Consider the following 24,650-nt stretch of genomic DNA (forward strand, 5'->3'; position numbering starts at 1 on the left):
CGCCCCCCCCTGGGCACTGCTCGCCGAGCTCACCCACGCGTGCCCGCTGCACTGCCCCTACTGCTCCAATCCACTGGAGCTGACGCGACGGTCCCGCGAGCTGTCCACGCCCCAGTGGCAGGAGGTGATGCGGCAGGCCGGGGACCTGGGAGTGGTGCAGACCCATCTGTCCGGCGGGGAGCCCCTGTTGCGGACGGACCTCGCGGCGATCGTCACCGCCGCGGAATCGGCCGGCGTCCACACCCAGCTGGTCACCAGCGGGCACGGACTGAACGAGGCACGGTTGACCGGGCTTGTGACGGCCGGGCTGCGCAGCGTGCAGTTGTCGGTGCAGCACGCCGACCCGTCGGCCTCCGACCGGATCGCCGGGCGCCGGTCGTTCGACGTCAAGGCACGGGCTGCGGCGCTGGTACGGGACGCGGGTCTGCCGCTGGGCCTCAATGTCGTGCTGCACCGCGACAACCTCGATGCCATCGACGCCGTGGTGGAACTGGGGCTGGCCTGGGGAGCGGACCGTATCGAGCTGGCCAACACGCAGTTCTACGGCTGGGCCCTTCGCAACCGTGCCGCGCTCATGCCGAGTCGTGATCAGGTGTCCCGTGCGGCGGACGCGGTACGGCGCTGGCGGGAGCGGCTGGCCGGCCAAACCGAGCTGGTGTGGGTCGTACCCGACCATGTCGCAGGCGAGGCGAAACCGTGCATGGGCGGCTGGGGCGCGGTCTCGCTCACCGTCACGCCCGACGGCACCGTGCTGCCTTGCCCGGCGGCTGCGACACTGCCCGGCCTGGACGCGCCGAATGTCGCCGACCGGACGCTCGCCTGGATCTGGGAGCACTCCGATGCCTTTAACCGGTACCGCGGCACCGACTGGATGCGTGAACCGTGCCGAAGTTGCCTGCGCCGCGACGAGGACTTCGGCGGCTGCCGGTGCCAGGCATTCGCCCTGACGGGCGACGCCGCCCGTGCGGACCCGGCGTGCCGGCTGTCGCCCGACCACGGCCTCATCCGCGCGGCAGCACAGGCCGGCGCAGATGCGCCGGGCTATGTGTACCGCAGGCCAGGGGCATTGCGCGCCGAGAGTGAGACGAAGGCGGAATGGAGCAGGGCCTGACCTGTGCGAGGGTCGGGGCTCTTCATCTTGGCCGCGCAATGATGTCGCAGGGACGGGCCCAGGACGGTCTGGCCTGCGGTTACTGCGCGTCCGTGACGCTCGCTGATACCGAGATGGCCGCACTGCTCGCGCCTGCCGGGCTCCGCTTCATGGAGCGGAGGACTGGGAGGGCGTCCGGCTGCCCCCGCTGCCAGCAGGACTCGCCCGCGGTGCTGCCGTACTCGTCATGGTCAGCCGGTCAGTGACTTCCACACGGTGAGCGGGCGGTCCTCGACCGTGATCTGGTCGTCGTGAGCGCTGCCGTCGCGGATCACGATGATCCGGAACTTGTCCTGGTGGAACGTCCAGAACAGGCTCAGGCCATTGATCCGCTGCATGTCCGGGACTGCGAGGAACTCGTCGACCCGCGTGATCCCGGCGAGCGAGCGCCACAGGTCGAGCCCGCGGTCACCGCGTTCGAGGACGTCCTGGTGCGCCGTGCCGTCGGCGATCGAGATCAGCCGGTAGACCTGACGGCCCATGAGCGTGTGGAACAGCCAGTAGTAGCTCTTGCCGTTCACCCGCTGCATGTCGGGGACCGGCAGGAAGGCGTCCAGCTGCTGGATGCCGCTGAACGAGGCCCAGGCGGAGATCGGGCGGTCCTGCCGGTCGATCGCGGCGGTCTGGTCGGGTGGGAGCCCGGACTCGGCGCGGTCGGCGATCGAGATCAGCCGGTAGACCTGACGGCCCTCGGTGGTGTGGAACAGCCAGATCCGGCTGCGGCCGTTGATCCGCTGCTCGTCCGGTACCGGAAGGACCGCGTCGACCCCGGTCACCCCGGCGTAGCACGGCCAGGTGGTCAGCGGCCGGTCGGGGCGCTCGCGGACGTCCTGGTGCTCGTCGCCGTCGGCGATGGAGATGGTCCGGCAGACCGGGCCGGCGCTGCCCGTTCCGTACGCCCAGTACCAGCTCTTGCCCTTGTCCCGCTGCAGGTCGGGGATGGGCAGGAAAGCGTCGGTCGGGCGGACGTCGCTGGGCAGCTTGTCGGTGAGTCGGCCGTCGCCGAGCAGTCGCAGCGTGGTCAGCGACGGTACGAAGGCGTAGACCGACCCCTCGGTGACGACGAACTGGCTCAGGCTCAGCTCGGTGGTGGCGCCGGGGGTCTCGTAGCTGACCGTGCCGGAGGCACCGACCATCGCGTCGGGGCCGGGCTTCTTGGGCCGGTTGGGCGGGAAGCCGGTGCTGTCGATCCAGGACTTCTGGATGAACTCGAACTGCTGCACAAGGTCCGACTGGTAGCAGACGAACAGCAGGCCGCGCGGCGAGTCGGGCCCGCCGGGCCCCTCCGAGGCGGGATCGAAGGGCGCGCCGTACGGGGCGCCGCGGCGGATGATCCGGCGGCGGTCCATCACCGGCTTCTCGTCGAACGGAGGGTCTCCAGGCTTTTCCTGCAGGCCGTCCCGGGGGTTGGTCTTGCGCAGGTGCGAGAAGAGCGGGGTCGTGTAGCCCTCCGGGTCGTTACGGAAGCCGAAGTCGTTCTCCTCGCCGGCCAGCGCGTTGGAGGGCATATCGGCGTTGGGGCACTTGGCAACCGGGGTGCCGGAGCGCCAGCGGCCGACGAAGCGGGCGGCCAGCCACTCGGTGGTCGCCTCCGGCGGTACCACCTTGGCCTTCTTGAGCACCTTCAGCTGGACGGCGACCTGTGCCCAAAAGCCCGGGACGTCCTGGGCGAGCCGGCGCACCACCTGGAAGGTGCCGTTGTTGGCCCAGTCGGGTGCTTCGTGCGGCACGCCGTCGACCCGGTCGTGGCCGACGACGAACTCTCCGGCCGGGATCAGCCGGGTGCCGTGCTTGCCCTTGACGTACTGGGGCTTGGCCGGGTCCGGCTCGTCGAAGCCGAGCACACCGGGTTCGCTGACGCCGTCCTTGAAGCCGAAGTGCTCCTTGCCGCGGCGGCTGCCCGGCAGCGTGGCACCGTTCTGCTGGAAGACGATCACGATCTTGGCCTGGGCGCATGCCTCGCGCTGCTCGGTGACCGCCGCCTGGAGGTCCTGGACGGTGTCGGAGGCGACGGTGAGGACGGCGTGGACGGCCTGCCCCTTGCCATTGCCGAAGAGCCATTTCTCCGGTGAGCTGTCGCCGGTGTCGCCCAGCGCCCGCTTGTCCGAGCCCTGCTTGAAGGCCTCCAGGCCGCTGTTCGCCTCGACCGAGGGCAACGGGTCCTTGCCGGTCAACTCCCGCAGCCCCTCGTAGGTGAAGCTGACATTGAGCCACGTGGCTTTCAGCGTCTTCGGGTCATCGCCGCCCGAGGCCTCCCTGGCCTTGCGGAAGGCGGCGTTGAACGTCGCCACCTGTCTGGTGGTGGAGATTTGCGGTTCCAGTCGCTTGACCCAGGTCCGTGCCCGCGCCGCGTCCTCGAACTTGAGGAACAGCAGCGTCATCTGGTCCTTCTTGAAGCCCGCGATCACATCGCCCTGGATGTCGTCGCTCTCACGCAGTTTCAGATCGTTCGGCATGTTCTCTCCCCAAAGGATCGACCCCCTGTGGTTACGAACAGTGATCGCTACATGCGGAACGTAGTCAATTTACGGAGCGTAGTCGAGCGTTTCCAGTAATCGGACTTCCGGTTAACCCGCCCGGGAGCACCCGCCCACCCCATCAGTTGCCGTGCACCACACGGGTGCTGAGGCATTCTCAGAAGGCAGGCTCACCCACCTGCGGGCTTCGGCGCGACATCGTGCATGCCACAACGAAAGACTGAGTCTCGTCACTGCGCGTGAACGGGGTCCGCACCACCGTGGCCTTTCCCTCGGCCATCACCCCGTCGGAGCCGGTGACCTGCGCTGCACGCTCGCTGTCCCGCGCAGCCCTCCCCCCACAAGGAGTCGCATGTCCCGCACGAATCCTCCCGTGACCGCACGTCGAAGACTCGCCACGGCGATCTCGGTCTGCGCCGTCACCGCGATGGCCGTATCCACTGCCCTGGCGGCTGCCGGCCCCGTACTCGCACACCCTGGACACGGAGACCACGACGAGGCATTCCCGGCCGCCCCAGCTTCCCGGGCCGCGACCGCTCCCGTCACGGCCGACCCGGACGAGGCGGCGGCGCTCGGCAAGGAGCACGCCGAGGCGCACGCCCGGACCAGAATGGCGATGGCCGACGTCGGCGAGTACCCGCAGACCACCCGGACCGAGCGACTCAAATCGCTGACCGCTTCGCAGGCCACGACCAACGCATCCTTCGACGCCACCGAGTTCGGCACGTTCAAGGAGTACTTCCAGTCCCCGGACTTCGCGGCCCACATCGCGATGCTCCCCACCGGCAAGGTCCTCCTGTTCTCCTTCGAACGGATCGAGACCAACCCGCAGAAGGAGCCGGCCCCCACCGACACCATCGGCAAGGAGAACGCCGGACGGGCCTGGGTCTGGGACCCGTCCAAGGGCACCGGCCCCACCGCGTTCACCGAGCGCAAGCCGCCGGTCATCAACATGCCCGACGGCAAGAACGAGCCCCGCCCGGCACCGTTCTTCTGCGCCGGCCACTCCTACCTGCCGAACGGCATGCTCGGCGTGTTCGGCGGCAACCTCGGCGGCAACGGCGGCACCGGCGCCAAGCTGTCGCTGGTCTTCGACCCCTGGACCGAGGAGTGGTACCTGAACCAGGACATGGCGGTCGGCCGCTGGTACCCGACCGTGGTCACCGGAGCCGACGGGCGTCAGATCATCATGTCCGGCCAGTCGGAGCTCGGCTGGGGCACCCCCACCCCGATCGTCGAGCGCTTCCCGGCCGCGGGCGTCACGGTCCCCGTGGACAAGACGGTCAAGCCGATCGGCTGGGCGGTGGAGCGGCTCAAGACCGAAGCCCCGTTCAAGTGGGACTACCCGCATCTGTTCTCGCTGCGCGACGGGAAGGTCTACGGCCTCGGCCGCGCCCCCGACCAGCAGTGGCTGTTCGACACCGCCGCCGACACCAAGACCGACCTGCCGGCCCGCCCGGACATCAACAAGGCCAAGCCCGGCCCGGACGGCGGGGAATGGAGGCGCAACTACGGCTCCGCCGTGCCCCTGCCGGCCGGCTTCAGGGGCCCCGACTCGGTCCTGATCCTCGGCGGCGACCGGGACGACCCGAACACCTACCGCCTGGCCGGCGGCAAGTGGAACACCGAGAAGCCCCGCGCCTTCGGCCGTACCCAGGACGACACCCTGCTCCTGCCGAACGGCAATCTGCTCACCGTCAACGGCGCCTTCGACATCCGCGACTACGGTAACGGCGACAAGAACCCCAACGCCGACCTGAAGTACCGCCAGACCGAACTGCGCGACGAGAACGGGGACTGGAAGCTCGGTCCCGTTCAGCGGCTGCCGCGCGGCTACCACTCCAACGCTGTGGTACTCCCTGACGGCCGGATCATGATTACCGGTGATGAGCTCCAGCAGCTCGCCAACGACCCTGACATCAACGACAACATGAACGGCAGCATCGAGATCTACGAGCCGGCCTACCTCCATCAGGGCAGCCGCCCCAGTCTCGGCCTGATCTTCAACCCCAGCGTCGGCTACAACGAGAAGATCACGGTGAGCACCAACACCCCCAACGACGTCACCCGCGCCGTCCTGCTGGCACCGACCACCGCGACCCACGCGATCAACACCAGCCAGCGCCACCTCGAACTGCGCGTCAAGAGCCGCAGCGGGAATTTCCTGGAACTCCAGGCCCCGCCGACCGCCGCCGCGGCCCCGCCCGGCTACTACATGCTCTTCCTCCTCAACGAGGAGGGCGCGCCGAGTACGGCGGGCTGGGTCCAGCTCAAGCCCCCCACGACCACCGCCACCGGTGCCACACGCGGCAAGCCGAAGGCCACCGACTGAGACGGCCCGGCAGTAGGAAACCGAGTTCCGACAGCACGGTCCCGGTCCTGTCGCTGTCGTAGCCACGATCCAAGTTGACGTTGACTTGCTCGGGCAGCGGTCCGGCCTGCTCCTTCGCGGCCTTCAGACCCTGCTCACCCTGGTCCCCTGGGAGCCCCCCGCGGCGCAGCCGCAGGGGGCTCCCACAAGCGCCGGACACTCTGCGGTGGGGGCCGAGGGGGACACGCACCCGCGGGGCTGGCACACCCCGCGCACTGCAACCATCGAGGGCGTCTCCGACGCTGGCCGGCGCGGCCCGCTTCGGCGGCGGCGTCCTCGCCGACGACCCCGCGCGTCGGCGGAAGGTCGCCGTCGGCGGTTATGCCACCACCGCAGCGCTCAGCGCCGCGACCGGGCGTGATCGAGAAGCCTCTGGGTTCGGTGGCGACGCTGTTCGCGCAGTTCGTCTCGGGTTACACCGGCCGGTTCGGTGGACCGTCGCGGGCGGCACTTGGAGCACGGGCCGCTGTGGTCTCTGCCCGATGGGCATCCGCTGGGGCGGACGCCCTGTCGCCAACGCCGCGTGACTGGGCATGCCGTGAGCAGGGTCAACCGGCGGAAACTGTGTTCTTGAGGAAGTTGATCAGTAGATCGTTAACGGCCGATGGCCGTTCCAGGCTGGGCAGATGACCGGCCCAAGGCAGTTCAACGTGGTCGGCGTTCGCGAGCAGATCCGGCAGCCGGGCAGCGATCTGCCGGAAGTCCGCCAGATCATGCGCGCCCGACACGGCAAGGCAGGGAGCCTGAACTGCCGCCAGATCAATCTCGGCCTCGATCGGCTCGAACTCCTCAGCGGCAGACATCTGCAGCTCGAAGGCGTGCCGCTGCATCTGGCGTACCGCCTCGCGGACAGTCTCGTCGGCGACCGGACCGAGCCAGGTATCGACCATCAGTTCCGTCGCGCCGGCGATGTCCCCCGCCTCGATCAGTGCTTCCTCGCGCTCGCCGAGCGCGTCCAGTTCGGCGGAAGGTTCATGCCCGGGAAGGGCGGAGCAGATCAAGGCAAGTGCACCGACCCTGTCTGGCCACCGCGCAGCGACCTCCAAGGCGACATGCCCACCGTACGAGGACCCGACCAATGCCGCCTGCGCGATGCCGAGACTGTTCAGGAGGGCCAGCACATCCTCGGCATCGCTGTGCGGCCGGTCCGCAGCGGGAGTCTCACCGAAGCCTCGAAAATCACAGCGCACCAGCCGATGACCGGCATCGATCAAGGTCAGCCACTGGGCATCCCACATCCGCCGGTCACACACCCCGGAATGCAAGAGCACCACGGTAGGACCGTCTCCGGCCATGTCATGAGAGAGCGTCATCCGAAAGATCTTATACAGCGGCTACTCGCCCCAACCGAAGAGCACCTCCACTACCTCGCCCATCAACCCCGCGAACCACCCCGGTCACAGCACTTCGTAGGGCTTGGTCAGGTTCTCGCGGGTGGCGTGTTCGCCGGTCCGCGGGTGGCCTTGGTGTGGTGTGACACCTGGAGAGATGGCCGAGGTCCTTGAGGACGATCGTCCCGCCCAGAAGCAAGGTGGCACCCCCACCAGCCACCGCTTGACATCCATAGGGGCATCAAGCTCGCCGTCCACTACGAACCCACTGCGCTAATCGCAGCCATCAACGAGTGGTTGTGACCGGCACTTTCGGGAGTCAGCCGAGGATGGCATCAAGCTCCACCTCAACGAGCCATTCAGGATCGATGAAACGTGAGACCTCGACGAAGGTGCAGGCCGGACGGACAGACGCGAACCGCTCTCCGTGCGCTCGCGCGGCTTCTTTCCAACGAGTCACGTCGGTGAGCATAATGCGGGTCCGCACGACGTCCCCCAGCGACGCCCCCGTCGCCTTCAGTGCGACCTCTGCGATGTCCAGACACCTGACAGTCTGGGCATAAACGTCGCCTCGCCCCACGGTCGTCCCGTCGTCCCCGATGGGAGCAGTCCCAGCGACTGCAACGTGCGCCCCTTTACGGATTGCCCGGGAAAACCCGATTTCGGGTTCGAGTGGCGAACCGGAACTGACTATCTGCCGAACATGATCCATCGCACCATGCTCCCAGATCACTGTACTTTCGAAACAGGCCCGCCCCGGCATCACCGCCCGGACGAGGACTCTGGCGCTCCCGGGGCGACCCTTGTTTCCTCGGAGTCGACCACCGGCCAGCGGTGGTCGTGCACTGCATCCGGCCCAGATCCGCCAGGTTCGAGCCGGTGTCGTCATTACGGGGCGTCAAGCACTGATTCCTCGCGTGCACCTTCCCGTCTCGCTAGCCGGACCCGGACCGTCTGGCAGTGCCAGCCCGTCCCGACGTTGTCAGGGCTGCTTACCGCCCGACTCGGCATCCCCCGAGCCGAACTGCCCCCAGCTTCAGCCGAATTGCTGCGACAACCCGGCGGTGAAGGTCTCTCACCTCACTCGATTCCATAGCGCCTCGTGGCGCACCCACGCGATACGACAAGCGCACCTACGTCTTCCAGGGCACCGGGACGATCCGGCTCTGGCGTTCGGGCGTAGATCCATTATCGCGGTCCGCGGAGGTGCTTGTCACCGTTCTCCGGAATGATCTTTACGCCCGTTATGCACTCATAGGGTTACGGGGACCGAACACGACGTACCGACCTGATTTGGGAGTCGAGAGTGGCGCACGACATTGCCGCGCTGGCGAAGGAACTCACCGCCATGGCCGCGGCCGATCACCAGTCCTCAATCCACGCCAACAGCGATGATCCCGCCGACCAGCTGGCGTGGCGCCGGCTTACCGCGCGGCATGGTGACCGACTCGGCGAGATCATGGATGAGTGCGGCTGGCCGACGGCGGAAAGGGTCGGCGAGGAGGCCGCCCGCGCAGCGTGGCTGATCGCCCAGCACGCAGACCGGCAGCTTGACGTTCAGCGACACGCTCTCCAGTTGATGCAGGAGGCAGTGTCGGCAGGCGCGGCCAGCCCGCGGGAGCTGGCCTTTCTGCATGACCGCACGCGCGTCAATGAAGGTCGCAAACAGACTTACGGCACACAGATCGCTGGCGTGAAGGACGGAGCACCGGTTCCGTGGCCCTGCGAAGAGCCCCAGCGCATGGACGAACTCCGCGTCGAAGTCGGCATCGAGCCCTTCGACGAGTACGTTGCCAAGTTCTCAATGCCCTGACGCCGGCCGCGTCCGGCGGGTCATGCCCCGAGGCTCACCTGCCGTGGGCAGGAGAACCGCACCATGACGTGGTCGTAGTACCCGGATGGCAGGCTCAAGTCCACGTCGGACGACGGTGTACCGGTCAGCAGCGCGGTGGTTCTGGTCGACAACTCCGACTCCCAGAACACCTCGGCCACCGGCACTTGGGCAAAGGGCGACCTCACCGGGCAGCATGGGTACGATCAGCGCACCCACAGTGAGGGAAGCGGGACCGACGCCTTCACGTGGACGCTGAACCTTCCGAAGGACGGCACGTACACCGCGTACGTGAGGTGTCCCAAGGAGACAGGCGCCGCGACGAGTGCCAAGTGCACCCTCAGGCACGGCACAACCACAGAGACGCCGGTCACGAAGGATCAGAACGCCTCTGCCGGTACCTGGGTGGCGGTCGGGTCCCACGGGCTGAGGCAGGGTGAGGACGCCACACTCAGGCTAGAGCAGAACGCCGGCGGCGTCGTGGTCGCGGACGGGGTGAAGCTGGTCCGGCGACACCACGGGTGAGACCGACAGCGAGAAGCGCTCGTTCGTCCATGCCTATGACGTCAACGGCAACATGACGTCCATTGACGATACGTCCTCCAGCGCGACGGTCGACGCGTACGACATCACCTACACCGCCCTCAACCGAGTGCAGAAGGTGCTGAAGCGTTGTCCGGTCAGGAGAAGAAGGCCACGTCGTACACGTACGACGTCAACGGTCAGGTGGAGAGCGTCACCCACCCCGACCAGTACTCCAAGTACACCTACGATCTGCGTGAGCTCGTGAAGACGGTGTCGGTCGGCAAGAGCGCGACGGACGCCGACCCCAAGGTCACGTCGTACACGTACACCGACCGTGCTCAGAAACTGAAGGAGACCAAGGCCAACAGCAATACCGTCGACTACACGTACTACCTCGACGGTGCGTTAATGAACACCACGGAGAAGAAGGTCCGTTCGGCCGGCAGGAGTCGGTGACCGTAGCAGGTCGCGTCGTCGAGCGGAGCGTGGGCGGCCCCGCCAGTTCATGGTGATGTGGGAGAAGAGGCGGTGCTCGATCTTGTTCCACTTCGATGTCCCGGGTGGCAGATGGCACACGGTGAAAGTCAGTCCCGTTTCGGCGGCGAACGCGGCCAGTTCGAGTTTCCAGGCCCGGGTGCGGTAGCCGTTGGACCCGCCTGCGTCGGCGATGATCAGTGGCCGCGTCGCGCGCGGGTAGGCGGCAGGCCCTGGCCGTGCCAACAGCGACGGATCGATTCCACGGCGAACGCTGCGGTGTCGTGATCGGTCCCAACGTTGGCCCAGCCGGTGTTCGCCGCCAGGTCGTAGACCCTGTACGGGATCGCCTTCCCCAACCGGTGGTCGGCGAAGTCGTGCATGTTCACCGACACCGGATCACCGACCGGCCGCCACTGGCGGCCCTCGTTCTTGAACTCGCCGACGAGCTCCTTCTTCTTGGTGTCCACGCTGATGACTGGCTCGCCGGCGTCCCGGTGCTCGCGGGCCTGCTCATTGAGGTAACGGAACTGCGCATCCCGGTCCACGTGCTGGCTGCCCTCGAGCGTCTTGAAAGCCGTCACCCAGATCACCCGAACCGACCTGATCATCGTTGACGACATAGGGCTCCTGCCCGACGCGGCCGACGGCTTCTACCGGCTGGTCGATGCCGCATACGAACGCCGGAGTCTGGGCGTCAGCAGCAACCTGCACCCGTCAGGATTCGACGAGATCATGCCGAAGACCCTCGCCACGGCGACCGTCGACCGGCTTCTGTATCACGCCCACGTGGTCCTCACGCAGGGCGACAGCCACTGCCCCGCTGAGGCCACCATCGGCCGAGGCGTCGTCGAGCGTCGCACCCGGGAAGTGTTCGGCGGTCACCCTGTGTGATCAGGGGGACATCGCACGTGCGGTTGTCGTCCGTCTTGCGGCACGGGATGCTGGGGGAGCACGAAGGGAAGCGGTGTCATGGATCGTTTTCCGAATGCGGCCAACGTGGACTTCCACAGTCCCTTGGACCTCTCCAAGGCCGCCACCGCGGTGCTGGACGACAAAGGCCGTATCGTCGGGTGGGGATCCTCGGCCCAGCGCCTCCTCGGACATTCTCCCGAGGAAGTACTCGGCCAGCTGGCCGCCCGGCTGCTGGCGACGACCTCTGGGCAGCGACTGTCCGCCCTCTGCAAGGCGCACCAGACCCGCACCATCGTCCTGGACCTCCGCCATCGGGACGGACACACAGTGCGCGCGGCCGTGGCGTTCAGCCCGCTGTCGCACCGGAGCGGCGCCGCGGCCGTCGTGGTGGCTGCCGAACTGGAGGCGCTCCGCAGCTGGGAGGCGCAACTGGCGATGCTGCAGGGCCTGGCGACCGAATCCCCGGTGGGCCTGACGATCTTCGACACCGACATGCGCGTCGTCTGGGGGAACGTCTCCACCGATCTGGAGCTCGGAGGGATCGCCCAGTACACCGGTCGGCCGGCCGCGGATCTCTTTCCGGAAGGCGAATTCATCTCCCGGCACCACCCCCCGGACGAGGACCAGGTGATGCAGCACGTGCTGACGACCGGGGAACCGATCGTCGGCATGCACTACCGCGGGCGCGCTCCCGCCGACCCGGTGCGCGAGCACGTCTGGTCCTGCTCCTACCACCGGCTGCTGGACGCCCGAGGCGAACCGCTGGGGCTCTTCGAGGAGTCCCTGGACATCACCGACCGCTACCGCGCCCAGGAACGACTGTCGCTCCTGGTGCGGGCGGGAAAGCGCGTCGGTGCCTCGCTGGACGTGCGTCGTACGGCTGCGGAACTTGCCGACGTGGCGGTACCGCAGCTGGCCGACGAGGTTCTGGTGGATCTGCACCCGGCGGTCATCGAGGGACGGCAGCCGCCGACGCGCTCGGCGCCGGGACACGGTCTGCTGCGGATGCACGGCCGGACCCCGGAAGAGTTCGGGACCAGTCCCGTCTCCTACCCACCCTCGTCGCCGCAGGCTCTGAGCCTTGCCAACGGCCGCTGCGTCGTCGACGCCTCCCCGCCCGGGGCACCGGGCGAGGCGGGGTCGGACGCCTCGCACTCCTGCCTGTACGTCCCGCTGCTCACCCGCGAGGCCGTTCTGGGCCTTGCCACCTTCCGGCGCAACAGCAACCCCGACCCCTTCGGCCCCGAGGAGCAGACACTCGCCGTGGAGCTGGCCGAGCGGGCCGCCGTCGGCATCGACAACGCCCGCCAGTACACCAGCCAGCATGCGGCAGCCCTGGTACTGCAGCGAAGCCTGCTGCCACGGCACCTGCCTCAGCAGAGCGCGGTCGACGTTGCGTACCGCTACCTGCCTGCCGACAGCCGCGTGGGCGTGGGCGGCGACTGGTTCGACGTGATCCCGCTGTCCGGGGCCAGAGTGGGACTGACTGTAGGTGACGTGGTGGGCCACGGTATGCACGCCGCCGCGACCATGGGCCGGCTGCGCGCCACCGTACGGACCCTTGCCCTGCTGGACTTGGACCCGGCCGAGCTGCTCACACGGCTGGACGACCTGGTCGCGCAGGAATCGGAGCCCGACGCGGATGACGGGCTGAGCAGCGAGGCGATGGTGGTGACCTGCCTGTATGCGATCTATGACCCGGTCAGCGGCCGGTGCGTCTGGGCCAGCGCAGGCCATCCCCCGCCGATAGTGGCCGATGCGAGCGGCTCGGTGGCCATGTCCGCTCTGGCGCCGGGACCGCCCCTGGGGCTGGGCGGCCTGCCGTACGAGAACGTCGAGCTGGACCTGTCCAACGGCAGCGTGCTGGCGTTCTTCACCGACGGCGTCGTGGAGGATCGGGGCCAGGACATCGACAGCGGTATCGACCGTCTGGCCGAGGTGCTCACCTGGCAGCGATGCCCGCTGGAGGAACTGTGTGACCGGGCGCTGTCGGCTCTGCCGCCCGGACCACAGGTGGACGACGCCACGCTGCTGCTCGTCCGCACCCGGCGGCTCGACGCCGACCAGGTGACGGACCTGGAGCTGCCGTCCGACCCGGCCGTGGTGGCCCAGGCCCGTACGCTCACTGAGCGCCAACTGGGGACCTGGGGCCTGTCCGAGCTGTCGTTCACTGCCGCACTCGTGGTCAGCGAGCTGGTCACCAACGGCATCCGGTACGCCACCGGACCGGTCGTGCTGAGGCTGATCAGGGATCGCTGCCTGCTGTGCGAGGTCTCCGACAGCGCGCACACCGCACCACACCTGCGGCGAGCGCGCCGGGACGACGAGGGAGGCCGCGGCCTGTTCCTCGTCGCCCAGATGTCCCAGCGCTGGGGCACGCGGTACACCTCCTCCGGGAAGACGATCTGGGCCGAGCTGGCCATCCCCAAGGACCTCTGACCGAGTCAGGGGCCGGATGCCCCGTTGAGCGCAGCCCGCGGCAATCCGCACCTCGCCGGTCACGCACGGTCCTGCTGACCGAGGGCGGCATCGTGCCTGCAGACGGAGACCTCCTCGTCCGACTCCCCTTTTACCCTGCGCCCGATCCGCTCATCGGGCCCGGCACGGGCTCTGCCCGCCGTCCGTCTTCCGCTCGCCTCACTCGGATCCAGGTGCCGGACGCTCTCCCGGAACCGGGCGTAGTCCGACGACCTGGTGGCCACCGAGTAGCGCCGCCGCGACGAAGCGGTGGCCGCGCCGCCGCTGCCCGGACACGCCGTGCGGCCCCGCGAGTCGGCGGGCTCCTTCGACCGCCGCTTCGACGCCGCCGCGCGCGCCGACATCCCGTCGGACGGCACCAGGCACACCGTCACCGTCGGCGAGATTCCGGTCAGCGTTCGCACGAATTCGCGCTTGACCTCGTGGCAGCGTGGAACAAGGTGGTGAGCCTCGAACGCTTCGACCTCCGCTGAGCCCGAGGTCCCGAAGATCCGGACCATTCCCGGGCCAACGTCCCGCTACTCGCCTCGATCGCCGTCATTTTGCCCGGTCAAAGCAGGCGCGATCGCTCCACCACCAGCAGACGAAGAACCTGCTGGTGTCGTACTCGCCGAGGCAGCTGGGCTGCTTCTGGTACTCCAGCCGTAGTTGTAGATCTTGGTCGGCTGCCATCCACAGGCAGCCGAGTACGGGAAAAGTGAGCGGAGTGAGGACTCACTCATCTTCGCATTCCTGGGGATGGTGCCGCCCTTTGCGTCTTCCCGCCATCGCACGCTCGGCTCCGGCCAGGGCTCAGCTACTCCAGTGCCGCCAGGGTTGCGCCCCGGTCCGTCCGGACCAAGCGCACGGGTCAGACATACTCCGACGCGGCGTCCAGCAGCCAGTCCGCCAGATACCCGGCGAAGGACGAACGGATCAGCAACCAGAACCCCGCCCTGGCCTCGTCCCGTGCAACCAGCACGATCTGCGTGCGGGCCAGGGTGGTCTGGGCGCAGCGCCCGGGACCGAAGGCACGCGGGTGCAGGTCCAGCGGGCAGCCGTGGGCCAACAGGTCGCGGGCGTGCCGGCCCGAGACGAGCAGGGTCGTGCGCTGGGCGGAGACGTCCGTGACCGCTGCCGGCTCGTCTCCGCAAGCCGCCCGGATCTGGCCCTCCAGACCCGGCCGGCTGCCGGGCGGGCCCACGACGAGCCATTCGTCGGGGCCGAGCCAGAGGGCGTAGCGGTCACCGGCGTGTACGACGGTGTTGGGTTCAAGGGGCAGTTGGAGCCCCAGAGTGAGCCCGACCGCGTCGGCAGTGGGCCCTTTGGGATCGAGCCGCACGTTGACCTGGGCGAGGAATGGCAGTTCTGCCAGGCGCAGGTCGCCGCCCGAGGAGCGGTTGACGGCGGCGAAGCGGCCGGCGGCGTGCGCCAGGGGACTGCGGCGGATTGCGGTGTCAGCCATCGCGGCGGGCTCCCTCGGGGTCGTAGAGGACGGGACGTGCGACAGTCACGGGTACCAGGCGGTCGCCCACGGGCGCGAACAGCCGCTCGCCGATGCGGTCCCGACCCCCCTTGATCAGGGCGAGAGCGAAGGTCCGGCCGAGCGCCGCGCTGTGGTAGCTGGAGGTGACATGGCCGAGCATCGGCACCGGCGGCTCGGGGAGCACGCTGTCGGTGACCAGGTGGGTGCCCTCGGGGAGGAAGGAGTCCGGGTCCTCCGGGAGCAGGGCGACGAGGTGCTTGCGGTCGGGGCGTAGGGTGTCAACCCGTGCATGGGAGCGCTTGCCGACGAAATCGGGCTTCTTCTTGGACACCGCCCAGCTCATGCCGAGGTCCTGCGGGGTGACTGTGCCGTCGGTGTCCTGGCCGATGATCGGATAGCCCTTCTCGGCGCGCAGGACGTGCATGGTCTCTGTGCCGTACGGGGTGATGCCGAACGGGCTCCCTGCCGCGTACAGCGCCTCCCACAACGCCCGGGCGCCCCACGGCGACACGTTGATCTCGTAGGCCAGTTCGCCGGAGAAGCTGATCCGGCATACCCGGGCCGGGATGTCCGCGACGGTCGTGTCGCGCCACGCCATGAACGGGAAGTCGTCGCATCCGACGGCCAGTTCGGGGGCGAGGGTGGCCAGCAGCTCGCGGGAGCGGGGGCCGACGAGGGCAACGGTGGCCCACTGCTCGGTGACGGAGGTGCAGTGGACGCGCAGGTCGGGCCACTCGGTCTGCAGCCATTCCTCCATCCAGTCCAGGACGGCGGCCGCGTTGCCGGTCGTGGTGGTGACGAGGAAGCGGTCCTGGGCGAGCCGGATGGCGGTGCCGTCGTCGAAGACCATGCCGTCAAGGCTGCACATGACGCCGTAGCGGATCATGCCCACCTTGAGGGTGCTCATCATGTTGGTGTAGAGCCGGTCGAGGAAGACGGCGGCGTCAGGACCCTGCACGTCGATCTTGCCGAGGGTGGAGGCGTCCATGAAGGCGACGCCCTCGCGAGCGGCGCGGCACTCGCGGAGCACTGCGGCCTTCATGTCCTCGCCGTCCTGGGGGTAGTACCAGGGCCGCTTCCACTGGCCGACGTTCTCGAACAGTGCGCCGCGGTCGGCGTGCCAGTCGTGCAGGGCGGTGACGCGTACGGGGTCGTGGAGGTCGCCGCGGTCGCGTCCCGCCAGCGTGGCGAAGGAGACGGGGGTGTAGGGAGGGCGGAAGGTCGTCGTGCCGAGGGCGGAGACGTCCACGCCCAGGAGGTGGGCGACGGTGCCGCTGGCGAGGACGCCGGAGGTCTTGCCCTGATCGTTGGCGGTGCCGGCGGTGGTGTAGCGCTTGGTGTGCTCGACCGAACGCATACCGGCGCCGGTCGCACGGGCGAGGTCGTCGACGGTGACATCACGCTGGAGGTCGACGAAGCGGGGCGCGTCGGCGGCGCCGGGGACGAGGAAGACGTGCATGGGCGGCGATTGTGGCTCGTCGTCGACCACCGGGAGCGCGGGCGCGTCGGCCACATAGCCCTCGGCCTCGATCGCGCGGGCACCGGCGTCGGCACCCCCGGCGAGGACGCCGGCCAGATCGAAGACGCCGGCTGCGGAGCCGGCGACCTCGACCGCCTGACCACAGGCGTCGGGAACGAACGTGCCCAGGGTGTCGTCGTAGCGCAGCTTTCCGCCCGCCTGGCTGAACAGATGCGCGACGGGGTTCCAGCCGCCGGAGACCAGCAGCAGGTCGGCGGCGAACTCACGGCGCCCCGCCGACTCTCCGTACGGGGCGACGGTGACCGCCGAAAGCCGCTGCCCGCCCTCGGTTCCGACGACGGCATGCCCGGCCAGCACCTCGATCCCGGCGTCCTGGGCGCGGCGCGCCCAATCCCCGGGTTCGGGGCGGGTGTCGACAACGGCCACGATGTCCACGCCCGCCGCCGCCAGGTCGAGCGCGGCCGCGTAGGCGCTGTCGTTGGTGGTGAAGACGACGGCGTGGCGGCCGGGCAGAACGCCGTAACGGTTGGCGTACGTACGGGCCGAGGCCGTCAGCATGACGCCGGGGCGGTCGTTGTCGGCGAAGGCCAGCGAACGCTCGTGTGCTCCGGTGGCCAGGACGACACGGCGGGCACGGATGCGCCAGACCCGCTCGCGGGAGACGTGCTCGGGGGCGCCCCCGCCGAGGTGGTTGGTGCGACGCTCGACGGCGAGCACGTGGTTGTCGTCGTAGTAGCCGAAGACGGTGGTGCGGCGCAGGATGCGGGTTTCCGGTGCGGCTTCGAGCAACGCCTCGGTCTCGGCCGCCCAGTCCAGGAGCCGGCCTGTGCCGAGGAGGCTGCCGCCCAGCTCGGGCTGGTCGTCGGTGAGGATGACTCGCGCCCCGCTGCGGGCGGCGGCGGCCGCGGCCGCGAGTCCGGCCGGTCCCGCGCCGACGACAAGCAGGTCGCAGTGGGCGTGCACGGCGTCGTAGCGGGCGAGGTCGGGCTCGGTTGCGAGCCGTCCCTGACCGGGGAGGCTGCCGGCGACGAGCCCGTCGTACAGCTCCACGGCGGTCGCGGGCAGCATCGGCTCGGGGAACGGCTCCTCGATCTGGACGACCGCGTTGGGTTCCTCGACTCCGGCGGAGAAGATGCCGCGCGGGCGGCCGAGCTTGATGCTGGTGCCGGCCTGGATGATCCCGTTGGCGAGGAGGGCGGAGGCGAGGGTGTCGCCACGGAAGCCTTGGTATGTCGTGCCGTCGAAGGTGAACGTGAGGGGTTCGTCCCGGGATACGCGGCCGCGGGTGGTCAGCCGGAACGGTTGGGTCGAGCCGGGCGCGGGGAGAGCACTCTCTTTCCCCGCCCCGCCCCTTCCCGGAACCGGGGCATCGCCCCGGACCCCGCTGGGGACTCCGCCCCCAGTCCCGCCCCCTGCGCCCTGCGGGCGTGGCGGAACCCCCGGTTCCTCAGACGCCGGAGGGGCTGGACGGCGCGGCCCGGCCTGCCCATCCCCCGGACCGGTTGAGAACACCGGACCGGCTGAGAGGGAGGCCGCTGGTTCCGGGCGCGGCTCGCCCGCTCGGTACACCGCCAGGATCTCGTTCGTCGCCGTATTGCGCACAGCGTTGAACCAGCGACGGCATCCGGCCGCGTGGCTCCAGCGTTCCGCGAACGGGCCCTTGGGGTTGTCGCGGAAGAAGAGGTAGCGGGCCCACTCCTGGTCCGTCAGAGCAGCGGGGTCCTCGGGATAGGGAACGTGGGCCTGGCCGCCGTAATGGAATTCGGCCTCGTCACGGGGTCCGCACCAGGGGCATGGGATGAGCAGCATCGATTCGGCTCCTCAGTGGGCGACCGCGGCCGCGCCGTGCTCGTCGACGAGCGCGCCGGTGGTGAATCGGTCGAGCGAGAAGGGGGCGTTGAGCGCGTGGGGGGTGTCGTGGGCGATGGTGTGGGCGTAGACCCAGCCGACGCCCGGGGTGGCCTTGAAACCGCCCGTGCCCCAGCCGCAGTTGAGGTAGAGGTTGTCCACCGGGGTGATCCCGATGATCGGCGAGGCGTCGGGGCTGACGTCGACGATGCCGCCCCAGGTACGCAGCACATGGGCGCGGGCGAAGACGGGGAAGAGTTCCAGGGCGGCGGACATCTGATGCTCGATGATGTGGAAGGCTCCACGCTGGGTGTAGGCGTTGTACGAGTCGATGCCGGCGCCCATCACCAGTTCGCCCTTGTGGGCCTGGCTGACGTACACATGCACCGCGTTCGACATGACCACGGTGGGGTGCACCGGCTCCAGCAGCTCGGAGACCAATGCCTGCAGCGGGTGGCTCTGCAGCGGAAGCTCGAAGCCCGCCATGGCGGCCAGCACCGAGGAGTGACCTGCCGAGCAGAGCGCCACCTTGCCGGCGGCGATGGGGCCGAGCGTGGTCTGCACGCCGACGACCCGTCCGCCCCGGATGTCGATTCCGGTGACTTCGCAGTTCTGGATGATGTCGACACCGGCGGCGTCGGCGGATCGGGCCAGTCCCCACGCGACGTGATCGTGCTTGGCGATTCCGGCCCGCGGCTGATAGGTGGCCCCCATCACCGGATACCGCACGTCCGGCGAAGTGTTGACGATCGGGCAGACGTCCTTGACGGCTTGCGGGTCCAGCCATTCGGCGTCGACACCGTTGAGCCGGTTGGCCTCGACGCGGCGCACGCTGTCGCGGACGTCCTGGAGGCTGTGGGCGAGGTTGAGCACACCGCGCTGGGAGAAGAGGATCGGGTAGTCGAGTTCGTCCGCGAGCCCTTCCCACAGTCTGAGGGCGTGCTCATAAATGCCGGCGCTCTCGTCCCACAGATAGTTGGAGCGGATGATCGTGGTGTTGCGGGCCATGTTGCCGCCCGCGAGCCAGCCCTTCTCCAGCACTGCCACGTTGGTGATGCCGTGGTTCTTCGCCAGGTAGTGGGCGGTCGCGAGACCGTGGCCGCCACCACCCACGATCACCACGTCGTACGACCGCTTCGGCTCGGGTGTGCGCCACAGCCGGGCGGGGTGTTCGGGAAGGTCGGCGCCCGGGGTGCGGGGGCTCATCGGGCGTCTCCGATCAGGTGCGGGTAGAGCGGGTACCTGGCGGCCAGTGCCTCCGTACGGGCGCGGAGCGCGGCGACATCCGGCTCGGGCTGGAGAGCGAGCGCGATCACATCGGCGACTTCGGCGAAGTCCTCGTCCGTGAAGCCGCGGGTGGCCAGGGCCGGGGTGCCGATGCGCAGCCCTGAGGTGACCATGGGCGGGCGCGGGTCGAAGGGGACGGCGTTGCGGTTGACCGTGATGCCGATCCCGTGGAGCAGGTCCTCGGCCTGCTTCCCGTCCAGTTCGGAGTTGCGCAGGTCGACCAGGACCAGATGGACGTCGGTACCTCCGGTGAGGACGCTGACCCCGGCGGCCGCCGCGTCGGGCCGGGTCAGCCGTTCGGCGAGGATGCGGGCGCCGGCGAGCGTACGGGCCTGGCGCTCGGCGAACCCGGGCGAGGCGGCGACTTTGAACGACACCGCCTTGGCGGCGATGACATGTTCCAACGGGCCGCCCTGCATTCCGGGGAACACCGCCGAGTTGATCTTCTTGGCGAGGTCGGCGTCGTCGGTGAGGATGACGCCGCCGCGTGGGCCGCCGAGCGTCTTGTGGGTGGTCGTGGTGGTGACATGGGCGTGCGGTACGGGATTGGGGTGCAGTCCGGCGGCCACGAGGCCCGCGAAGTGGGCCATGTCGACCATGAGATACGCGCCCACATCGTCGGCGATCCGCCGGAAGGCGGCGAAGTCCAGCTGCCGGGGATACGCCGACCAGCCCGCGATGATCATCTTGGGGCGGTGTTCCTTGGCGAGCCGTTCCACCTCGTCCATGTCGACCAGGTTGTCGGTCTCGTCCACGTGGTAGGGCACGACGTTGAGCATCTTGCCGCTGTAGTTGATGCGCATGCCGTGGGTGAGGTGGCCGCCGTGCGCGAGGTCGAGGCCGAGGACGGTGTCCCCGGGCTTCAGCAGGGCGAAGAAGACAGCGGTGTTCGCCTGGGCGCCCGAGTGCGGCTGCACATTGGCGAATCCGGCGCCGAAGAGGGACGTGACCCGCTCGATGGCCAGCCGCTCGGTCACGTCGACGTGTTCACATCCGCCGTAGTACCGACGGCCCGGGTAGCCCTCGGCGTACTTGTTCGTCAGGACCGACCCCTGTGCCTCCATGACCGCCGAGGGGGCGAAATTCTCCGACGCGATCATTTCGAGCGTGGACTGCTGGCGGCCCAGCTCGGCGCGGACGGCGGCGTGGACCTCCGGGTCCAGCTCGGCGAGCGGCACGTTCAGCGGGTTCATGCGGCGTTCCTCTCGGCGGCCTCAGGGCCTGGCACGGTGCCGAGGCCCGGGGTGATCCCCCGCGCGGCCGGCTCGGCCACGCGCTCGGTGAGTTCGGTGCTGATCACGGCTGCGGTCCGCCTGCCGTCCAGGATGCGTGCGTTCACATCGCTCCTTTTGTTACGGGTGCGCCTCAGCCACTTGCTACGGGTGCGGCTCAGCCGCGCAGGCGGGACATCGAGGGGTCGAACAGCGGCTCGTCGGCGACGACCGCTTCCACGCGCCGGTCGAAGTAGCCGATGTGCACGGCGGTGCCGGTCGTGGCGAGTTCGGCGGGCAGCCATGCATAGGCGATGCCCTTGCCGATCGTGTAGCCGTAGGCGGCACTGGTGACATAGCCGACAGGGCGGTCGCCGTCGTACACCGGCTCCTTGCCCATGACCACGGCCTGCGGGTCGTCGATGGTCAGACAGGTCAGCCGGCGCCGCACATCCGCCTTGCGACGCTCCAGCGCGGCCTTGCCGATGAAGTCGTCCTTGTCGAGCTTGACGGCGAAGCCGAGCCCCGCCTCGTAGGGGTCGTGCTCATAGGTCATGTCGGTGCCGAAGGAGCGGTACCCCTTTTCCAGACGGAGGCTGTTGAAGGCGCCGCGGCCCGCGGCGATGCCGCCGAGGGGCTGGGCGGCCTGCCACAGGGTGTCCCACAGCTTCAGGCCCATGTCGGCGGTGGTGTACAGCTCCCAGCCGCGTTCGCCGACGTACGAAAGGCGCATCGCGGTGACGGGGACGGAGCCGATGTGGGCGCGCTTTGCGCGGAAGTACTTCAGACCGTTGTTGGAGAAGTCCGCGTCGGCGAGCGGCTGGAGGACCTCGCGGGCCAGCGGGCCCCACAGGCCGATGCAGCAGGTGCCTGCGGTGATGTCGCGCACCTGGACCGACCCGTCCGCCGGCAGGTGGCGGCCGAACCGGTCGAGGTCCAGGTTGCCGTTGGCGCCGACCTGGAAGTGATCGCGGCCGAGCCGGGCGACGGTGATGTCGCTGCGGATGCCGCCGTCTTCGTCCAGGAGAAGCGTGTACGTCACCGACCCGACCGACTTGTCGACGTTGCCGGTGCACAGCCGCTGAAGGAAGGCTGCGGCGCCTCGGCCGGTGACTTCCAGGCGCTTCAGTGCCGTCATGTCGTACATCGCCACGGTCTCGCGCGTCGTCTGGGCCTCGGCGCCGACGATGGGCGACCAGTAGCGAGCCGCCCAGTCGTTGGGCGTCGGAATGGACCGGCCGGCCACCAGGGTCGCGTTGGCCTCGTACCAGTGGGGCCGCTCCCAGCCGGTGGCCTCCAGGAAGAAGGCGCCGAGTTCCTGCTGGCGGGCGTGGAAGGGGCTGGTGCGCAGGGGCCGTGGGGCACCGGCCGGCTGGAGGGGGTGGAGGATGTCGTAGACCTCGACGAAGTTCTGGCAGTCGCGGGCCAGCACGTACTCCGGGGAGAGCTGGTGCGGCTCGAAGCGGTTGACGTCGCACTCGTGCAGATCGAACGACGAGCAGTGGCCGTCCACGAGCCATTCGGCCACCGCGCGGGCGACGCCCGCGGAATGGGTGACCCACACCGCCTCGGCGACCCAGAAGCCCTTCACATCCGGTGATTCGCCGAGCAGCGGCAGTCCGTCCGTGGTGAAGGAGAAGAGGCCGTTGATGCCCTCTTCGATCTTGGCGTCGCGGGTCGCGGGCAGCAGGGACCGGGTCTCGGCCCAGGCGTCTGCGAAGTCGTCCTCGGTGAACTTCATGACGGAGGGCATCTGCTCGGCCTCGTCCACCGAGGCGATGTCCTCCGGGTCGACGGGCATGGGCCGGTGCCCGTAGTAGCCGATACCGATGCGGTCGAAGCGGTCGCGGTAGTACAGGTCCGCGTCCTGGTGCCGGAGGATCGGCCGGACGGCTTCCTCGGCCTGGCCCTCCAGGGCGGGGACGGGGCCGGTCCATGCGAGCTGGTGGGCGAGCGGGGTGAGGGGCAGGTTCATGCCGACCATGCGGGCGATCTTCGGGCCCCAGATGCCGGCGCAGCACACGACGATGTCGGCGGGGATCTCACCCTGATCGATGACGACCGCACTGACCCTGCCCTCGCTCTGTACGACGTCGAGGACTTCATGGCGGGCGAGGAAGCGTACGCCGCGCTCGGTCGCGCGCCGGATCTGGGCCTCGACGGCGAGCACGGCCCTGGCCAGGCCGTCGGTGGGGACGAGCAGGCCGCCGAGGACGCGCTCACGGTCCACCAGCGGGTGACGTTCGATGCACTCGTCGGGGCTCAGCAGCCGGGACTCGATACCCCAGGCGGTGATCCAGCCGTGGCGGCGGTGCAGCTCGGTCAGCCGTTCGGGGGTGGTGGCCAACTCGAGTCCCCCGACCTGCAGGAAGCAGGGCTGCCCGTCGACGTCGAGGCTGCAGAACTTCTCGACGGTGTAGCGGGCGAGTTCGGTCATGGTCTTCGAGGAGTTCGTCTGGAAGACAAGTCCCGGTGCGTGGGACGAGGATCCACCGGTCGCGGGGAGGGGCCCCTGATCGACGACCGTGATGTCGGTCCAGCCTGCGAAGGACAGTTCGTCGGCGAGGGCCGCTCCCACGACGCCCGCTCCGATGATGACCACTCGGGGTCCCGCCATCACCAAACCTCCAGTTGCTGTCAACGCAACAAGCTTCAGGTTGCGCAACTCACGATGCCGGTCACCGAGGTGGGTGTCAAGGGGGCTTTCACCGCCCTACCAGGGCAGAAAACGAGCCATGCCCGGCGGGCTGTCACGGCAGCCCGCCGGGCACGGCTGTGCTTGTCGGCCCGTCCTTGTGGATCAGCTCTTCGCGAGCCAGGCGTCGACCTTGTCGCGGTTGGCATCCACCCACTTCTTGGCCGCCGCCTCCGGCGACATCTTGTCCTCGGCGATGTATTTCGCCACGAGGTTCTGGTCCTCGTTCGTCCAGGTGAAGTTCTTCACGAGGTCATAGGCGGGGCTCTTGGAGTCGGCGAACTTCTTGCTGACGATCTTGTCGAGCTGGTACTCGGGGTAGTCGCAGGCGACCTTCTCCGCATCGGCGTCGCAACCGGCCGTGTACTTGGGGAGATTCACCTTCACGAGGTCGACCTCCGACAGGAACCACTGGGGCGCGTAGAAGTACCCGATCACCCAGCTCTTCTTGGCCTCGGCCTGTCGGAACGCCTGGATCAGAGCCGCTTCGCTGCCGCCGTAGACGACCTTGTAGTCAAGTTTGAGATTCTTCACCAGTGCGGCGTCGTTCGTGACGAACGACGGATCACCGTCGAGGAACTGGCCCTTGTCCCCGGATTCCGACGTCTTGAAATTGGCGGCGTATTTGTTGAGGTTCTTCCAGTCGGTGATGTCCGGGTACTTCTCGGCCAGCCACGGCGGCACGAACCAGCCGATGACGCCCTTGTTGCCGGTCAGGCCGGCGACCACCGCGGTCTTCTGGTCGGTGACGTACTTCTTCTTCAGGTCGTCGTGGCCCCAGTTCTCCACGACGGCGTCCACCTCTCCGGTGCCGAAGCCCTGCCAGGCGACCTCTTCCTTCAGGTCCTTCTTGGTGACCTTGCACTTGAGGTCCTTCTCGGCGACGTACGCGATGACCGCCGCATTGGCCTCGTAGCCGACCCAGGGGTTGACCGCGAGGTTGAACGTGCCGCACTTGCCGGAGGCGCCGCCCGACGCGCCCGACCCCGACTCCCCGACCTTGGCGCCGCTGCAACCGGTCACGGCGGCCAGGCCCAGGGCCGCAAGACCGGCTACCACGGTCCGACGTCTCGCGCGCCGCGACTGCGTAATGAAGTTCCGCATCATGTGCT

At 68.8% G+C, this 24,650-nt stretch carries 16 protein-coding genes and 3 pseudogenes; 7 read left to right on the forward strand and 12 right to left on the reverse strand.

Annotated elements, in window-relative coordinates; translation table 11 throughout:
- The first annotated feature begins 16 nt into the window (after positions 1-16).
- Entirely contained in the window at positions 17-1,111 is a 1,095-nt protein-coding gene (pqqE, locus tag ACZ6ZQ_RS06365; protein ID WP_469767652.1) for a pyrroloquinoline quinone biosynthesis protein PqqE, read from the forward strand.
- A gap of 230 nt (positions 1,112-1,341) precedes the next feature.
- Here pqqE and ACZ6ZQ_RS06370 read toward each other — a convergent pair whose 3' ends face one another.
- Positions 1,342-3,606, reverse strand: coding sequence for a Dyp-type peroxidase (locus ACZ6ZQ_RS06370; RefSeq protein WP_469767415.1), 2,265 nt, complete (start codon positions 3,604-3,606; stop codon positions 1,342-1,344).
- A 373-nt stretch (positions 3,607-3,979) separates the two neighbouring features.
- Between ACZ6ZQ_RS06370 and ACZ6ZQ_RS06375 the strand changes: the two genes are divergently transcribed.
- Positions 3,980-5,959, forward strand: a complete 1,980-nt coding sequence (locus ACZ6ZQ_RS06375; RefSeq protein WP_469767416.1) for a galactose oxidase-like domain-containing protein — start codon at positions 3,980-3,982, stop codon at positions 5,957-5,959.
- A gap of 587 nt (positions 5,960-6,546) precedes the next feature.
- On the opposite strand, the gene ACZ6ZQ_RS06380 is transcribed toward ACZ6ZQ_RS06375, so the two are convergent.
- Both ACZ6ZQ_RS06380 and ACZ6ZQ_RS06385 read right to left on the reverse strand, forming a co-directional pair.
- Positions 6,547-7,311, reverse strand: coding sequence for an alpha/beta fold hydrolase (locus ACZ6ZQ_RS06380; protein WP_469767417.1), 765 nt, complete (start codon positions 7,309-7,311; stop codon positions 6,547-6,549).
- A gap of 337 nt (positions 7,312-7,648) precedes the next feature.
- The gene (locus tag ACZ6ZQ_RS06385) at positions 7,649-8,041 is read right to left on the reverse strand and encodes a RidA family protein (protein ID WP_469767418.1); all 393 of its coding nucleotides are present in this window, start codon (positions 8,039-8,041) and stop codon (positions 7,649-7,651) included.
- Between the two features lie 594 nt (positions 8,042-8,635).
- Between ACZ6ZQ_RS06385 and ACZ6ZQ_RS06390 the strand changes: the two genes are divergently transcribed.
- The 3 genes from ACZ6ZQ_RS06390 to ACZ6ZQ_RS06400 all read left to right on the forward strand — a co-directional run bounded on the left by ACZ6ZQ_RS06390 (position 8,636) and on the right by ACZ6ZQ_RS06400 (position 10,141).
- Complete coding sequence (locus tag ACZ6ZQ_RS06390) at positions 8,636-9,142, forward strand: DUF6624 domain-containing protein (protein ID WP_469767419.1); 507 nt, start codon at positions 8,636-8,638, stop codon at positions 9,140-9,142.
- A gap of 135 nt (positions 9,143-9,277) precedes the next feature.
- Complete coding sequence (locus tag ACZ6ZQ_RS06395) at positions 9,278-9,685, forward strand: golvesin C-terminal-like domain-containing protein (RefSeq protein ID WP_469767420.1); 408 nt, start codon at positions 9,278-9,280, stop codon at positions 9,683-9,685.
- A gap of 147 nt (positions 9,686-9,832) precedes the next feature.
- Entirely contained in the window at positions 9,833-10,141 is a 309-nt protein-coding gene (locus tag ACZ6ZQ_RS06400; RefSeq protein WP_469767421.1) for a hypothetical protein, read from the forward strand.
- Between the two features lie 30 nt (positions 10,142-10,171).
- Here ACZ6ZQ_RS06400 and ACZ6ZQ_RS06405 read toward each other — a convergent pair.
- A pseudogene (locus ACZ6ZQ_RS06405) lies at positions 10,172-10,731 on the reverse strand (ISAzo13 family transposase); the annotation flags it as partial.
- 16 nt (positions 10,732-10,747) lie between these two features.
- On the opposite strand from ACZ6ZQ_RS06405, the pseudogene ACZ6ZQ_RS06410 reads away from it, so the two are divergent.
- A pseudogene (locus tag ACZ6ZQ_RS06410) lies at positions 10,748-11,053 on the forward strand (ATP-binding protein); the annotation flags it as partial.
- A gap of 78 nt (positions 11,054-11,131) precedes the next feature.
- Positions 11,132-13,513, forward strand: coding sequence for a SpoIIE family protein phosphatase (locus ACZ6ZQ_RS06415; protein ID WP_469767422.1), 2,382 nt, complete (start codon positions 11,132-11,134; stop codon positions 13,511-13,513).
- Between the two features lie 59 nt (positions 13,514-13,572).
- Here ACZ6ZQ_RS06415 and ACZ6ZQ_RS06420 read toward each other — a convergent pair whose 3' ends face one another.
- From ACZ6ZQ_RS06420 to ACZ6ZQ_RS06455, 8 genes and pseudogenes are all read right to left on the reverse strand, one after another.
- Positions 13,573-13,956: a hypothetical protein gene (locus tag ACZ6ZQ_RS06420; RefSeq protein WP_469767423.1), complete on the reverse strand. Its 384-nt coding sequence runs from the start codon at positions 13,954-13,956 to the stop codon at positions 13,573-13,575.
- Between the two features lie 446 nt (positions 13,957-14,402).
- On the reverse strand, positions 14,403-14,996 hold the full coding sequence (locus ACZ6ZQ_RS06425) for a sarcosine oxidase subunit gamma (RefSeq protein WP_469767424.1): 594 nt from the start codon (positions 14,994-14,996) through the stop codon (positions 14,403-14,405).
- Positions 14,989-18,306, reverse strand: coding sequence for a sarcosine oxidase subunit delta family protein (locus ACZ6ZQ_RS06430; protein WP_469767425.1), 3,318 nt, complete (start codon positions 18,304-18,306; stop codon positions 14,989-14,991). Before ACZ6ZQ_RS06430 ends, ACZ6ZQ_RS06425 begins: the two co-directional genes overlap by 8 nt.
- A gap of 12 nt (positions 18,307-18,318) precedes the next feature.
- Entirely contained in the window at positions 18,319-19,551 is a 1,233-nt protein-coding gene (locus ACZ6ZQ_RS06435) for a sarcosine oxidase subunit beta family protein (protein WP_469767426.1), read from the reverse strand.
- Positions 19,548-20,825 carry a serine hydroxymethyltransferase gene (gene glyA / locus ACZ6ZQ_RS06440; protein ID WP_469767427.1) on the reverse strand — a complete coding sequence of 426 codons (1,278 nt, stop codon included), beginning with the start codon at positions 20,823-20,825 and terminating at the stop codon, positions 19,548-19,550. Before glyA ends, ACZ6ZQ_RS06435 begins: the two co-directional genes overlap by 4 nt.
- Before the next feature lie 32 nt (positions 20,826-20,857).
- Positions 20,858-20,971, reverse strand: a pseudogene (locus tag ACZ6ZQ_RS06445) (bifunctional methylenetetrahydrofolate dehydrogenase/methenyltetrahydrofolate cyclohydrolase); the annotation flags it as partial.
- Between the two features lie 50 nt (positions 20,972-21,021).
- Complete coding sequence (locus tag ACZ6ZQ_RS06450) at positions 21,022-23,460, reverse strand: GcvT family protein (protein ID WP_469767428.1); 2,439 nt, start codon at positions 23,458-23,460, stop codon at positions 21,022-21,024.
- Between the two features lie 183 nt (positions 23,461-23,643).
- A complete protein-coding gene (locus tag ACZ6ZQ_RS06455) occupies positions 23,644-24,642 on the reverse strand; it encodes an ABC transporter substrate-binding protein (protein WP_469767653.1) in 999 nt (332 codons plus the stop codon).
- Between the last annotated feature and the right edge of the window lie 8 nt (positions 24,643-24,650).

This window comes from Streptomyces sp. NPDC053673, from assembly GCF_055585225.1.